This window comes from Brevibacillus sp. TJ4 (assembly GCF_044627595.2).
Lineage (GTDB): Bacteria > Bacillota > Bacilli > Brevibacillales > Brevibacillaceae > Brevibacillus.
The window spans coordinates 1,893,728-1,905,822 of the sequence record NZ_CP185865.1 but is presented as its reverse complement, the minus strand read 5'-3'; the positions used below and the strand labels follow the sequence as shown (position 1 = coordinate 1,905,822).

14 protein-coding genes are annotated in these 12,095 nt (G+C 54.6%); 3 read left to right on the top strand and 11 right to left on the bottom strand.

From position 1 onward, the window contains the following. The 5 genes from ACAF76_RS09285 to ACAF76_RS09265 all read right to left on the bottom strand — a co-directional run bounded on the left by ACAF76_RS09285 (position 1) and on the right by ACAF76_RS09265 (position 4,991). A complete protein-coding gene (locus ACAF76_RS09285; protein WP_400163467.1) occupies positions 1–411 on the bottom strand; it encodes a MerR family transcriptional regulator in 411 nt (136 codons plus the stop codon). A 181-nt stretch (positions 412–592) separates the two neighbouring features. Beyond that, the gene (locus tag ACAF76_RS09280) at positions 593–1,867 is read right to left on the bottom strand and encodes an aminotransferase class I/II-fold pyridoxal phosphate-dependent enzyme (protein WP_400163466.1); all 1,275 of its coding nucleotides are present in this window, start codon (positions 1,865–1,867) and stop codon (positions 593–595) included. An 8-nt stretch (positions 1,868–1,875) separates the two neighbouring features. Continuing rightward, entirely contained in the window at positions 1,876–3,168 is a 1,293-nt protein-coding gene (gene hflX, locus ACAF76_RS09275; RefSeq protein ID WP_400163465.1) for a GTPase HflX, read from the bottom strand. Between the two features lie 47 nt (positions 3,169–3,215). Further along, positions 3,216–4,124 carry an AAA family ATPase gene (locus tag ACAF76_RS09270; protein ID WP_400163464.1) on the bottom strand — a complete coding sequence of 303 codons (909 nt, stop codon included), beginning with the start codon at positions 4,122–4,124 and terminating at the stop codon, positions 3,216–3,218. A gap of 108 nt (positions 4,125–4,232) precedes the next feature. After that, positions 4,233–4,991 carry a DUF4184 family protein gene (locus tag ACAF76_RS09265; RefSeq protein WP_400163463.1) on the bottom strand — a complete coding sequence of 253 codons (759 nt, stop codon included), beginning with the start codon at positions 4,989–4,991 and terminating at the stop codon, positions 4,233–4,235. Positions 4,992–5,168: 177 nt separating this feature from the next. On the opposite strand from ACAF76_RS09265, the gene ACAF76_RS09260 reads away from it, so the two are divergent. Both ACAF76_RS09260 and ACAF76_RS09255 read left to right on the top strand, forming a co-directional pair. After that, positions 5,169–5,633 (top strand): MarR family winged helix-turn-helix transcriptional regulator, encoded by a 465-nt coding sequence (locus tag ACAF76_RS09260; RefSeq protein WP_400163462.1) that lies wholly within the window; start codon positions 5,169–5,171, stop codon positions 5,631–5,633. A 41-nt stretch (positions 5,634–5,674) separates the two neighbouring features. Then, positions 5,675–6,916 carry a multidrug effflux MFS transporter gene (locus tag ACAF76_RS09255; RefSeq protein WP_400163461.1) on the top strand — a complete coding sequence of 414 codons (1,242 nt, stop codon included), beginning with the start codon at positions 5,675–5,677 and terminating at the stop codon, positions 6,914–6,916. A 111-nt stretch (positions 6,917–7,027) separates the two neighbouring features. Here the strand turns inward: ACAF76_RS09255 and hfq are convergent, their stop codons facing one another. From hfq to ACAF76_RS09240, 3 genes are read right to left on the bottom strand one after another with little or no spacing between them, the layout of a single operon-like run. Further along, the gene (gene hfq / locus ACAF76_RS09250) at positions 7,028–7,267 is read right to left on the bottom strand and encodes an RNA chaperone Hfq (RefSeq protein ID WP_400163460.1); all 240 of its coding nucleotides are present in this window, start codon (positions 7,265–7,267) and stop codon (positions 7,028–7,030) included. A 29-nt stretch (positions 7,268–7,296) separates the two neighbouring features. Further along, positions 7,297–8,256, bottom strand: coding sequence for a tRNA (adenosine(37)-N6)-dimethylallyltransferase MiaA (gene miaA / locus ACAF76_RS09245; protein WP_400163459.1), 960 nt, complete (start codon positions 8,254–8,256; stop codon positions 7,297–7,299). After that, positions 8,253–9,038, bottom strand: a complete 786-nt coding sequence (locus ACAF76_RS09240; protein ID WP_400163458.1) for a class I SAM-dependent methyltransferase — start codon at positions 9,036–9,038, stop codon at positions 8,253–8,255. Before ACAF76_RS09240 ends, miaA begins: the two co-directional genes overlap by 4 nt. A gap of 264 nt (positions 9,039–9,302) precedes the next feature. On the opposite strand from ACAF76_RS09240, the gene ACAF76_RS09235 reads away from it, so the two are divergent. Continuing rightward, positions 9,303–9,446 carry a hypothetical protein gene (locus ACAF76_RS09235; RefSeq protein ID WP_400163457.1) on the top strand — a complete coding sequence of 48 codons (144 nt, stop codon included), beginning with the start codon at positions 9,303–9,305 and terminating at the stop codon, positions 9,444–9,446. A 266-nt stretch (positions 9,447–9,712) separates the two neighbouring features. On the opposite strand, the gene ACAF76_RS09230 is transcribed toward ACAF76_RS09235, so the two are convergent. From ACAF76_RS09230 to ACAF76_RS09220, 3 genes are read right to left on the bottom strand one after another with little or no spacing between them, the layout of a single operon-like run. After that, complete coding sequence (locus tag ACAF76_RS09230; RefSeq protein WP_400163456.1) at positions 9,713–10,576, bottom strand: MetQ/NlpA family ABC transporter substrate-binding protein; 864 nt, start codon at positions 10,574–10,576, stop codon at positions 9,713–9,715. 35 nt (positions 10,577–10,611) lie between these two features. Further along, positions 10,612–11,280, bottom strand: coding sequence for a methionine ABC transporter permease (locus ACAF76_RS09225; protein ID WP_400163455.1), 669 nt, complete (start codon positions 11,278–11,280; stop codon positions 10,612–10,614). Next, positions 11,277–12,065 (bottom strand): methionine ABC transporter ATP-binding protein, encoded by a 789-nt coding sequence (locus tag ACAF76_RS09220; RefSeq protein WP_400163454.1) that lies wholly within the window; start codon positions 12,063–12,065, stop codon positions 11,277–11,279. The genes ACAF76_RS09225 and ACAF76_RS09220 overlap by 4 nt, the downstream gene beginning before the upstream one ends. Positions 12,066–12,095: the final 30 nt, after the last annotated feature.

Below are 12,095 nucleotides of genomic sequence, written 5' to 3'. Positions count from 1 at the left end.
TCAGTGGAAGAAGCGTGAAAGCTCCCCACGAATCAATGCGTCCTCACCGCGGCGAGAAGCATTGTGATGCATGATTTGTTGCTTCAACAACTGGTGAAGGTCCTTGTCGGACATCTCTTTTCGCTTTGCTTCAGTAGTTGTTGAGATTTCATTGGGGTCCATGGCGGGTGCCTGCATGTTCAGCACTTGCTTGATGCCTGCAATGTTCAGTCCCTTTTCAATCAGCGATTTGATCTCTAGTAGACGATCGACATCATTGAAGCTGAAAAGACGCTGTTTCCCTTCGGTTCGCGCAGGTTGGATCAATTCGTTCTGTTCGTAGTAGCGAATTTGCCGTGCAGTCAGATCTGTCAGTTTCATTACGATCCCAATGGGAAAGAGGGCCATATTCCGGCGAATATTATCACTCATGACTCGTCCCTCCTGTATGTTGTATCTTCTCCCCTATTCTATTCATGAAAACCTTTTCTGTCAACACGTGTCAGGAATTATTACGCAGGAGCAACAGTGAATATTTGGCTGAGTACTGTCATCTGGCAGCAAAAAGGCAGCGATCCTCCCGATGCAAGGATCACTGCCAGTTGTCCAGAAGCTATGACGGGATTTCCAGCAGCCCTTTTTCCAGCATTTCATTGAGCGCTGTAAGTATCCCTACCTTTACATGCGAATAAGTCAGACCTCCCTGGACAAATCCAAGGTACGGCGGGCGGATCGGCCCGTCAGCGGAGAACTCGATACTCGCTCCCTGAATGAACGTCCCCGCTGCCATGATGACCGGATCGGCGTAGCCCGGCATCTCGCTTGGGTACGGCGTTACATGGGCGTCGACCGGAGCCGCTTTCTGGATTCCCTGGCAAAACGTAATCAACCGCTCGGCACTGCCGAAAGCAACCGATTGTATCAGATCGGTGCGCGGCTCGTGCCAAAGCGGGTTGGTCGCAAAGCCGAGCCGCTCCAGCAGCGCGGACGAAAAGACCGCCCCCTTGAGCGCTTCACCGACCACGTGTGGCGCGAGGAAAAAGCCCTGGTACATCTCCAGAAGCGAGTACAGCGAAGCACCTCCCTCGGCCCCGATGCCTGGTGCCGCCATGCGATAGGAGGCGAGCTGTACCAGGTCGCTGCGACCGACGATGTATCCGCCTGTCTTGACCAGACCGCCGCCTGGGTTTTTGATCAGCGAGCCGGCCATGATGTCTGCTCCCACCTGCAAAGGCTCGCGCTCTTCGGTAAATTCGCCGTAGCAGTTGTCGACGAAGACGATCAGGTCGGGATTGATCTCCTTGATGACGCGGATCATCTCCTCGATTTTGGCGATGCTGAAGGAAGGGCGATCCGCATAGCCGCGCGAACGCTGAATGCCGATCATCTTCGTCTTCGGCGTGATCGCTGAAGCAACCGCGACGAAATCGATTTCCTTCTCCTCGGTAAGCGGTACGTAGCTGTAGCCGATGCCGTAGTCCTTGAGCGAGCCTTGTCCTTCGCCGCGCACCCCGACTACTTCCTCCAGCGTATCGTACGGCTTGCCTGTAATGTAGAGAAGCTCGTCGCCAGGACGTAGGATGCCGAACAGGCAAATGGCGATCGCATGGGTCCCGGAAATAATGTGCGGGCGCACGAGTGCCGCCTCCCCGCCAAATACGTCTGCGTAAATCGATTCCAGCGTAGAACGGCCGGAATCGTCATAGCCGTATCCGGTGGAAGGCGCGAAGTGAAACTCGTTGACGCCGTGTTTTTGAAAAGAGCGAAGCACCTTTAACTGATTAAAATCAACGACAGAGGCAATCTGCCGGTGCCGCTCCGCAATCGTCGCCTCTGCTTCTTCTACCAGGGGACGAAGCGCTTCCCCGTGTGAAAACAAGTGAAACATCGTGTATCTTACCAACTCTCTTCTACAGTCTCTGGCGGGTCCAGGAGAAAAGGAGCAATCCGTCCGTAGATCGGGTGGTCGCGGTTGACCCGGACCTTGATCCGGTAGGATGCTTCTTCATCGTGAAATTGCTGTTCCATCTCTACCCCTTCGCGATGCAAAAGCGACAAAATATCGCCGCGCTCCGCAGGGACTTTCAGCTCCAGTTGTTCAAACGAGGCAAGCGCGTATTGTTCGATTCGCTCCAGCAGCAACTGCTGGTCATCCGGGCGCAGCGCCGAGATGAAGATGGAGTTTTCCGCAGGCGGCAAATACGTGCCCTCCCGCACCAGGTCAGCCTTGTTGAACACGACGAGCTGGGGAATTTGCCCGGCATCCAGTTCTTTTAATACCCGGTCGACGACTTCCATGTGGATCTCCAAGTCGGGATGGTGACTGTCCACGACGTGCAAGATCAGGTCCGCTTCCTTGATCCCTTCCAGGGTGGAGCGGAATGCCGCCACGAGGGTCGTCGGCAAATCCTGAATAAAGCCGACGGTATCCGTCAACAGCACTTCCATGCCGCTTGGCAAAGTGAGCTGCCGGGTCGTCGGGTCCAGCGTCGCAAACAATTTGTCCTCTTGCAGGGTGCCCGCATCCGTCAGTTGATTGAGCAGCGTCGATTTGCCCGCATTGGTGTAGCCCACCAACGCCACTTGAAACACATTGTTTTTCTTCCGCCGCTCGCGATGAAGCTGTCTGGTGCGGACCGTGTCGGCGAGTTGCTGTTTCAACTCGCTGATCCGCTTGCGAATATGCCGTCTGTCGCTCTCCAGCTTGCTTTCCCCGGGACCGCGTGTCCCGATCCCCGCGCCCAGGCGGGAGAGCTGCTTGCCTTGCCCGGCCAGCCGGGGCAGCAGGTAGTTGTACTGGGCCAGCTCCACCTGGATTTTCCCTTCGCGCGACTGCGCACGTCCGGCAAAAATATCGAGAATCAACTGTGTCCGGTCAATCACCTTGCATTCGAATACCCGATCCAGATTGCGTGTCTGACTGGGGGAAAGCTCGTCGTTGAAAATCACCACATCCACGTCCAGCTCTGTGGCGCGATGGGCGATCTCCTCGATTTTTCCGGAGCCCAGATACCAGGCGGAATCCACGCGTTCGCGGTTCTGCGTGATCACGTCGAGGACTTCCACCCCTGCCGTATCCGCCAGCTCTTCCAATTCCTCCATCGACAGGCGCATCCGTTCGGCATCGCGATTATCGAGCAAGCAGCCAACCAATATTGCAGTCTCTTTTGTTTTGATCATTTCGCTCACGAAACCCCGTCCTTTCCTCCCTATCATACCACAATTTTCCCGGTTCTTTACGCATTGGGCCAGACAAAGTCCTCCGCCGACAAGGTCATAATGTCCTCGCGGGTCAACTCCTGTATTTCCAGCAAACGCACCGCCTGCTTGCGGATCGCCTGCTCCAGGGCATTGCGCACATAGCGTGCATTGCTGAAGTTGTCTTCGAATACATCCTGCCGCATGCGAATCAGATGCTGCCGCAGCTTTTCCCTGGCGCTGGCGGACAAGCGGTATTCCTTGGTCGCCAGCATGCTGTCCGCGATTTTGAGCAGTTCCTCGACACTGTAATCGGCAAAGGTCAGATGGATGGGAAAGCGCGATGGCATTCCCGGATTCAGTTCGAGAAAGGCATCCATCTCTTCCGGGTAGCCGGCCAAAATGCAGACGAATTCGTTGCCTTTGTCCTCCAGTGCTTTCGTCAAACAGTCGATCGCTTCCTTCCCGAAGTCCTTTTCCCCGCCGCGCGCCAGCGAGTACGCCTCGTCGATAAACAGGACTCCGCCCAGCGCCTTTTTGACCAGATCCCGCGTCTTCTGGGCGGTATGTCCGATGAACTCACCGACGAGATCGGCCCGTTCGACCTCGATTAAGTGCCCTTTGCTCAGAATACCCATTTCTTTGAAAATCCTGCCGAAGATGCGTGCCACTGTAGTCTTCCCGGTTCCCGGGTTTCCTTTGAACACCATGTGAAAAACCTGCTTTTCGAGCTTCAGGTTGTGCTTTTCTCGTTCCTTATTCATCCGCAATAACGCGTGGATTTCATACATCAGTTTTTTTGCTTCCTGCAACCCGATCAGGCCTTCCAGATCTGCAAAAGCGGCCGCCACGTTGTCGGGAGCTGTAGTCCGAACCCGATCAGCCAATGTTTCAGGCTGCCTGACCCGCTCAGTCCGGTGAAAGACTACCTGGATGCGATTTTGCACCTTCTCCTCCTTCGTTTCGGTTGAGGGTTGATAGATGGTCGGTTTCACCTGGAATCACCTGCCTCTTGGTCATACCTTAAGTATACTCATGGGCAAGGTAAACCTGCCCTATTTTTTGACCCCAGGCTGTCCGAGTACGCAGGAGAACAGGATGATCCCGAGCATGCTCCCGGACAAAAACGGAACGATGCTTTGCAACGGTGCATCCCATGGCAGCGCGCCCCGATTCACCCATGCGTGAACACAGGCGACGAGAACACCTGTCGCCCCAATACCGAACCAGTACACGACTTTGCGCGCAAGAGAAATGCCCGGCCGGATCGGGGCATCTGCTGAGCGGAGGGCTGTCCACAACAGGAAGCAGCCGATTGCCGTCAGCCCGAGGATTGTGCTGCCATGCTGCAAGAGCTTGTACAGCGGAACATCCAGTCCGCCGAGGTTCAGCTTTGCTTGCAGCGCCGGGAGTTTTTCCACAAAGAACGCCCCTTGATGCGTGAAACTGTCCCATACGATGTGTGTCAGGCTGCCCAGTACCGCCGAATAGGCAAACACCAGCCGCTTGCGCCATGTGTCCAGCTTCCAAGAGGCGGCGACGGCCGGATACACTGCTTTTTGCAGCAAACGCGGAAGGCAGGCGTAAAGCGGCAGCTTGACGATACGGTGAAACAGGATGGCCAGCAAAAAGGCAATCGGCAGATCGACGTACGACACGCCTGCGAGTGTATGGCTGTACACGCTATACGGCTGCATCCGCAAAAAGTATTCAAAATCAGGCGCGATGCTGCCACATACAAGTGCGGTAAAGGAAAACGAGCGCAGCCTGTACAGTGGAAGCACAATCGCCGGATGGGCGAACGTAAACGGCATGAGCGTCATCCTTTCGTTACCATTTCTGTATATGCAATTAGGACGCGACTCCTCGACAGCGGGTTACAACACCTGCCACCTGATACAGTTTTGTCCCCTCCATCCGTTGACAGATGGTAAACAAATCAGTATATTTGCAATTAATTAGATATCTAACGATCAGGAGGGAGATGAACAGTGGGAGACTACGATCACTCGCAAGCGTTGCTCGTGTTTATGCGGCGCGTACTCAAGCTGCATCGCCAAAACGTCGATCTGCTCATCAGCAAGTATGAGGTTTTGCCAGGCCAGCCGCCGATTCTTCTGCGCCTGTTGAAGGAAGACGGCATGGTTCAAAAAGAGCTTGCCGAGGAAATTTACATCAAGCCTGCGACTCTCACTGTCACGATTGACCGAATGGAAAAAGTCGGATTCGTCATCCGACAGCCTGATCCGCAAGACCAGCGGATTTCGCGCGTGTTTTTGACTGAGAAAGGACGGACCGCAGCGCTTGCTGTCCGTGAGGTGATGCGTGAGCTGGAATTGAAATGCTTCGAGCATTTCAGCGAGGAAGAAAAAGAACTGTTTCGCAGCATGCTGACAAAGGTCAACACCGCGATGCTCACGTATCAGCAATCGATCCAGTCCTCGACCACTCCGTAAACCGAAAGTCCAATCACAAAGCAGAAAGGCCTGATTTTGCCATGAGTCTACCAGCAAGCAAGCTGGAACCCGTTTCACTGCCGATGAATCGTACCAAGCGATTGTGGATCGCTGCCATTTTGGGTTCCTTGGTATCCTTTGGCCCCCTTTCCCTGGACATGTACTTGCCAGCCTTGCCCGTGCTGGCACAGGACATGCAGACGAGCACCTCGATGACGCAGTTAAGCCTGACTGCGTGCATGGTGGGACTTTCCCTTGGCCAACTGTTTGCCGGCCCGATCAGCGATGTACGCGGGCGGCGAACCCCACTGCTTGTTGGCCTTGTCGTGTACGCGATCGCTTCGATCCTGTGCGCCGTCGCCCCATCGATCTGGTCGTTTGTCCTGCTTCGCTTTGTGCAGGGTCTGGCCGGTGCTACCGGAATCGTCATCGCCCGGGCGATGGTTCGGGACATGTTCTCCGGGGCAGAAATGACGAAGTTCTTTGCCCTGTTGATGCTCGTTAACGGGGTCGCGCCGATCGCCGCTCCCATCATAGGCGGACAGATGATGCTGTTTACTTCCTGGGAAGGCATTTTCGTCGCGCTTGCCCTGATCGGGATATTGATGATGATCGTCGTTTTCTTTGGGCTCTCAGAGTCATTGCCGGCGGAAAAGCGCTCACCTGGAGGTCTGGCGAACACGCTGTCCACGTTTGGCAGGCTGATCAAAGACCGGACGTTTATGGGCTTTGCGCTCTCGCAGGGCCTCGTCTCCTCTGCGATGTTCGCCTACATTTCCGGCTCCTCCTTTGTCTTTCAGGAAATACACGGCGTAACGCCGACGGAATACAGCCTGATTTTTGCCGTGAACGGTCTGGGGATCATTATCGCGAGCCAAGTAACGGGCAGACTTGCAGGAAAAATTTCCGAGAAAAAGCTGTTCGTCTACGGTTTGGCGCAAGCGACCTTTGGCGGAGTTGCCCTGTTTGCCATGATCCTCATCGACGGCAGCCTGCTGATGCTGTTGGTACCGCTCTTCCTGGTCATTTCCAGCGTCGGTATCGTCAGCAGTACCGGTTTTTCGCTGGCCATGCAAAACCAGAGCAAAGCAGCCGGCAGCGCATCAGCCTTGCAAGGCTTGATCACGTTCAGCAGCGGAGGTCTGGTCGCCCCGCTCGTCGGGCTGGGAGGCAGCGGTACAGCTGTCCCGATGGGAATTGTCATCGCGGCTGCGACGATCTGCTCGGTCCTTTGTTATACGGTTTTGATTCGCGGGCTCAAAACCTCCTCGCCAGACAAGTGAACAGAAAAAGGACAAGGAATGATTCCTTGTCCTTTTTCATTTCCTGCAATGGGCAAGCCGAAAAAAACTCCCCGGACAACCACGTCCGGGGCAGGGGTGAAACGCCGTTCCTTACTGTTGATTGTTATCCTGCGACATCAGTGAGACTGGACGCTGCGGGGTAAATGTAGAAATGGCATGCTTGTAGACGAGTTGCTGCTTTCCTTCACTATCAATTACGATTGTAAAATTATCAAACGCCTTAATAAACCCGCGCAATTGAAATCCGTTCACCAGATAAATGGTGACCGCGATATTTTCTTTTCGCAAATGATTCAAAAACGTATCCTGAATGTTGATCGACTGCTTCATGTACATTACCCCCTAAAAGGACTTGTATGTTATATATTCGGCAATTGTTGAAACTTTCCTGCCAATATCTGCTTGATACTTTGCAGTGTCTTCGGCCTTGACGCCGGGTCCGTCAAGTCGAACCAGTGAACTTCTTCCATCCGGCGAAACCAGGATAGCTGACGCTTGGCAAAATGGCGCGTCCTCTGCTTGATGTCATTGATCGCTTTCTCCAGCGTGATCTCCCCGTACAGGTACGGAATCAGCTCCTTGTAGCCCAATCCCTGCATCGAGACAAGCGAGGCGTCATAGCCCTGATCCAAAAGCGAGCGCACCTCTTCTACCAGACCGGCTTCGATCATTTGGTCGACCCGCTGATTGATCCGCTCGTACAGCAGTCCCCGCTCCATCGTCAGGCCGATCATCAGCAGATCGTACGGCGACTGCTTCGCCCGGTGCTGGTAGTCCGCCATCGTGTAGCCGGTCGTTTCGTAAATCTCCAAGGCGCGGATGACGCGTCGGACATCGTTTGGATGCAGGCGCTCGGCTGTGATCGGATCGACGGCTGCCAGGCGGGCGTGCAGCGCTTCTACTCCTTCTGTATCCGCCAGTCGCTGCAATCTTTCTCGCAGTTCCTGATCGTGCGCCGACTCGGCGAACTGAAAACGATGGGTTACTGCTTCTATGTAGAGTCCGGTGCCTCCCACCAGGAAAGGCAAGCGACCCCGTTGGTTGATTTCCGTGATCAGGCGAGTCGCGCTGTCCTGAAAGATCGCGACGGAATACTCCTCAGCCGGAGAGATGATGTCGATCAGGTGATGAGGAACGCGTGCCAGCTCGTGCGGCTCTGCTTTCGCTGTCCCGATGTCCATCCCCCGATACACTTGCATGGAGTCGCCGGAAATAATTTCTCCGTCGAACTCCTCCGCCAGCTCCAGGCTTAACGCTGTCTTGCCTACCGCCGTAGGACCGATGATCACGACAAGTTTTTCTTTCTCTTGCAAGGTCACTCCCCTCCACCTATCTCTATGTAGCTGTACACCACTTGTTGCGTCCGAGTACGAAAGGGGGTAAAGCCAAACTGTCCATACAGTCTTCCTGCTTTTCCTTCCTTTAGCACCACGCGTTTGCGTGCCACCCGCAGCGCCTCTTTTACGGCGTCCTCCCGCAAGGTGGCTTGGTCCGCAAATTCGCGCACGCCGGCAATCCCCGAGGAACTGGTCACCGTACTTTCAAACATCGGATCAAAATAGACGACGTCAAAAGAGCGGTCCGGCAAACCGGCCAGCACTTCCAGATGGTTTCCCAGGCGGACTTCCACGCGGTGCATCGCTTCCCTCAATTCTGCCGAATCGCTGGGCCAATGGCGCAGACCATCCTCCACGATAAAGGCGATCAATGGCTCGGATTCGATTCCTACTACCCGTCCATCCGCCCCTGTAGCATGGGCGAACACGATTGCATCCGCGCCCAAACCCAGCGTGGCGTCCAAAACTTCATCGCCTGGTTGAATTTGGCAAGCGGCGAGCATAGTATCAGTATCGCCGCGCATCAATCGCTTTATACGAAATGCCGCTGTATTCGGGTGAAAAAAGAACGGTTTTTTACCGGGGATCTCGATCCGCGCCCCCTGTGCGCTGACGACGAGAATTTCATCATCGCCGTACCGCTTTCGCATCTGTGCGATCGAAGCGTCACCGCGCTTTTGAACACAAAGGCCGAAGCGCGAGGCCAACTCTTCCGCATGCTGCAACGTCTCTGGCGTCGGCTCTAGTCCGGTAGTAACGATCATCGAAAGCTCTCCTACGTCTATCCCCTGACGAGGTACTGCCCTGCCTGCTTTTTTGCCAGCATGGGCGGTTTCTTCAACCGTGGATATGTCTCATATCAGCGGTTTTTCGAATATACTGCTCACCAAGGGGACACATTTCTGTTCTGATACAACCAGGTACAAAGTGGGTTTGAATTTTGGTTTTTTGCCTCTCTCCATATGGATGGTTCCGTCTGGAAACGGATTACATAAGGTAGAACATGATTCTTCGTAGGAGGTAAGAGCGTGAAAAACCAAAACCAGCAAGAAACGGGATTGTCCTCGCAGGACATACAAATCATCGGATTGGTTCTCTCTGTCATCGGAGCTCTCCTGCAAACGATCGGATACGTGCAGGAAGTACAGCAGTCCTCTTCCAGCAGGAAATAATTCATAAGTGATTTGTTTGCCTGACTGCTCGGTTTCACGAGCAAGTTTCCTCTGGCCTACATTCATTTATAGCTTTTGCGCACATGCGTTGTCAATTTTAACATCAAAGCGGCGTCGAAAGCCGGGGCACCCTCTGTACCACCCTGCAAACAGAAAGCAACCCGCTGCCTTTTTCCTGGCATCCGGGTTGCTCTCTTATTTGCAAAAAGTGAACTGCACACAAGTGGTCGTGCCCAAACCGTCATTCATGCTAAGGAGAGGATCAATTAAAAAGCTGGCACGACGGCCACTCCGTATTTGTCCTGGATAAACGCCTTTACTTCCGGGCTGGTCAAAGCGGCGTCGAGCTTTTTGATTTCATCGCGGTCTTCGTCGCCTTTGCGAACGACGATTACGTTGGCGTAGGGCGAATTCGCACCTTCGCGGAACAGCGCGGTATTCGGATCGATTTTCGCTTCCAGCACCACATTGGTGTTGATGACCGCGCCATCCAAGTCGGGCAACGCACGTGGCAAGGTCGCCGCTTCAGCTTCGACGAACTCCAGGTTCTTCGGGTTGTCTGCGATATCTCTTGGCGTCGCCTCGTACGTCGTCAGACCCTCTCTCAGCTTGATCAGCCCTTGCTCTTGTAGTAAAACGAGTGCCCGGAATTCGTTGGACGGGTTGTTGGGAAGACCGATTTTCGCCCCTTCCTTGAGTTCATCCTTGTCCTTCCATTTGTCTGAGTAAAAACCGATCGGCTCGACATGGACTTTCGTCGTAACGGTGAAGTCGTACCCTTTCTCCGTTTTGACCGAGTCGAGGTAGGGGACATGCTGAAAGAAGTTTGCGTCGATCTGCTTCTCGTGAAGTGCCGGGTTAAGCTGTCCTTCGTCATCGAGGATGATGACCTCCAGATTCACTCCCTGTTCTTTCAATGCCGGTTTGATAAATTCCAAAATCTCTGCATGTGGTACAGGCGCAGCCCCGACTTTTAGCGTAACTTCTGACGCCACCTGCCCTTGGCTGCCGGCATTGCCGCCCTGCACGGCAGAACCCCCCGTCGTCTGCTCGCTAGCCCCGCAGCCTGCCAATAGCAGACTTGCACTGATTCCCCAGGCAGCCAGTACCTTCCACCCTTTTGCTCTCATAAACTCAACTCCCCTTTCCTTTGTTCATCGCGGTGCTACTCGAATTTGTACCGCTTTTTATTGATTGCTCTGGCTATGGAGTCCCCCGTCCACTGAATGAGCTGGACGAGCAGGATAATCAAGATCACTGTCGCCAGCAAGACGTCTTCACGGAAGCGCTGGTAGCCAAAGCGAATTGCCAGACTGCCCAGACCGCCACCCCCGATAGCGCCAGCGACTGCCGTAAATTCCGTAATTCCGATGATTCCGATCGTCACCCCGCGGACGAGCGCTGGCAATGCCTCGGGTATGAGCACACGGAAGATGATTGTAAACGGCGTGGCGCCAATCGCAAGTGCCGCTTCGATCTTTCCGGCACTCACTTCTTTCAGTGAATTTTCTATGATACGTCCGAGAAAAGGCGCTGCTCCGACAGAGAGCGGAACGATCGCGGCTGTCGGTCCCAGCGACGTGCCGACGATCAGGCGGGAAAGCGGCAGCAGCAGGACGATCAGGATGAGAAAGGGAAGCGAACGCAGGCTGTTGATGATGGTGCTGATCAGCTTGTGCAGCCTCGGCCTTGCCAGGATGCCTCCCTGCTCCGTTACGACAAGTGTTATGCCGAGGACAATGCCCATCGCGAGGGCAAACAGGGAAGACCAAAATACCATGTAGAGCGTCTCAAGCAAGCCTTCCCAGAGCAATTCCGGCAGATCGTCTCTCATATGCCCTCCCCTACCCCTTCCATCACCACGTTTCGCCTTTCCCGGTAATGATCGAGGATGCCCACAAAGCGTTTGGCCGTATCGCTCCTGGGTTGCAGGAAGAACTGCTCCACAGGGCCCGTTTCGACGATTCTCCCGGCTTCGAGCACTGCCATGTTGTTGCACACATGCTGCAGCACGTCCAGCTCATGGGTGATGAGCAGAATCGTCAGGTGCAGTTGGCGGTTGATCTCTTTGAGCAGTTCCAAAATGGAATACGTCGTCTGTGGATCGAGAGCGGAGGTTGCTTCGTCGCTTAGCAGCAGGTCCGGTTCATTGACCAGTGCTCGGGCAATTCCGACCCGCTGTTTTTGTCCGCCGCTGAGCTGATACGGGTAGACGTGGGCCTTGTCCCCGAGTTGGACGAGGTCGAGGATTTCCCGGACGCGCTGCTGGATGTACGGTCTTGAGTGTCCTGCTACCTCCAGCGGGAACGCTACGTTCTGAAATACGGTCTTGGCGTCAAACAGGTTGAACTGCTGAAAAATCATCCCGATTTTTTGCCTGGCGACGCGCAGTTCCCTCTCGTCAAGCTCTGTAATGACCTTGTCTCCGATCACGATCATCCCCGTATCCGGTTCCTCCAGACGGTTGAGGCAGCGGATCAAGGTCGACTTGCCCGCACCGCTGAAACCGATGATGCCGAAAATATCTCCTTTTTCGACGGTCAAATGGATGTCCTGCAAAACAGGGACAGTGCCCTTCGCCGTATTGTAGCTCTTGCCCAGATTGTGTATGTGTACCATGCGCTCCCCCTTCCTCGTGAACCGTTCACG

Coding starts and splice junctions, on each gene's coding strand:
- ACAF76_RS09285 (WP_400163467.1), bottom strand. CDS start 411: ATGAGTGATAATATTCGCCGGAATATGGCCCTCTTTCCCATTGGGATC.
- ACAF76_RS09280 (WP_400163466.1), bottom strand. CDS start 1,867: ATGTTTCACTTGTTTTCACACGGGGAAGCGCTTCGTCCCCTGGTAGAA.
- ACAF76_RS09265 (WP_400163463.1), bottom strand. CDS start 4,991: ATGCCGTTTACGTTCGCCCATCCGGCGATTGTGCTTCCACTGTACAGG.
- ACAF76_RS09255 (WP_400163461.1), top strand. CDS start 5,675: ATGAGTCTACCAGCAAGCAAGCTGGAACCCGTTTCACTGCCGATGAAT.
- hfq (WP_400163460.1), bottom strand. CDS start 7,267: ATGAAGCAGTCGATCAACATTCAGGATACGTTTTTGAATCATTTGCGA.
- ACAF76_RS09240 (WP_400163458.1), bottom strand. CDS start 9,038: ATGATCGTTACTACCGGACTAGAGCCGACGCCAGAGACGTTGCAGCAT.
- ACAF76_RS09230 (WP_400163456.1), bottom strand. CDS start 10,576: ATGAGAGCAAAAGGGTGGAAGGTACTGGCTGCCTGGGGAATCAGTGCA.
- ACAF76_RS09225 (WP_400163455.1), bottom strand. CDS start 11,280: ATGAGAGACGATCTGCCGGAATTGCTCTGGGAAGGCTTGCTTGAGACG.
- ACAF76_RS09220 (WP_400163454.1), bottom strand. CDS start 12,065: ATGGTACACATACACAATCTGGGCAAGAGCTACAATACGGCGAAGGGC.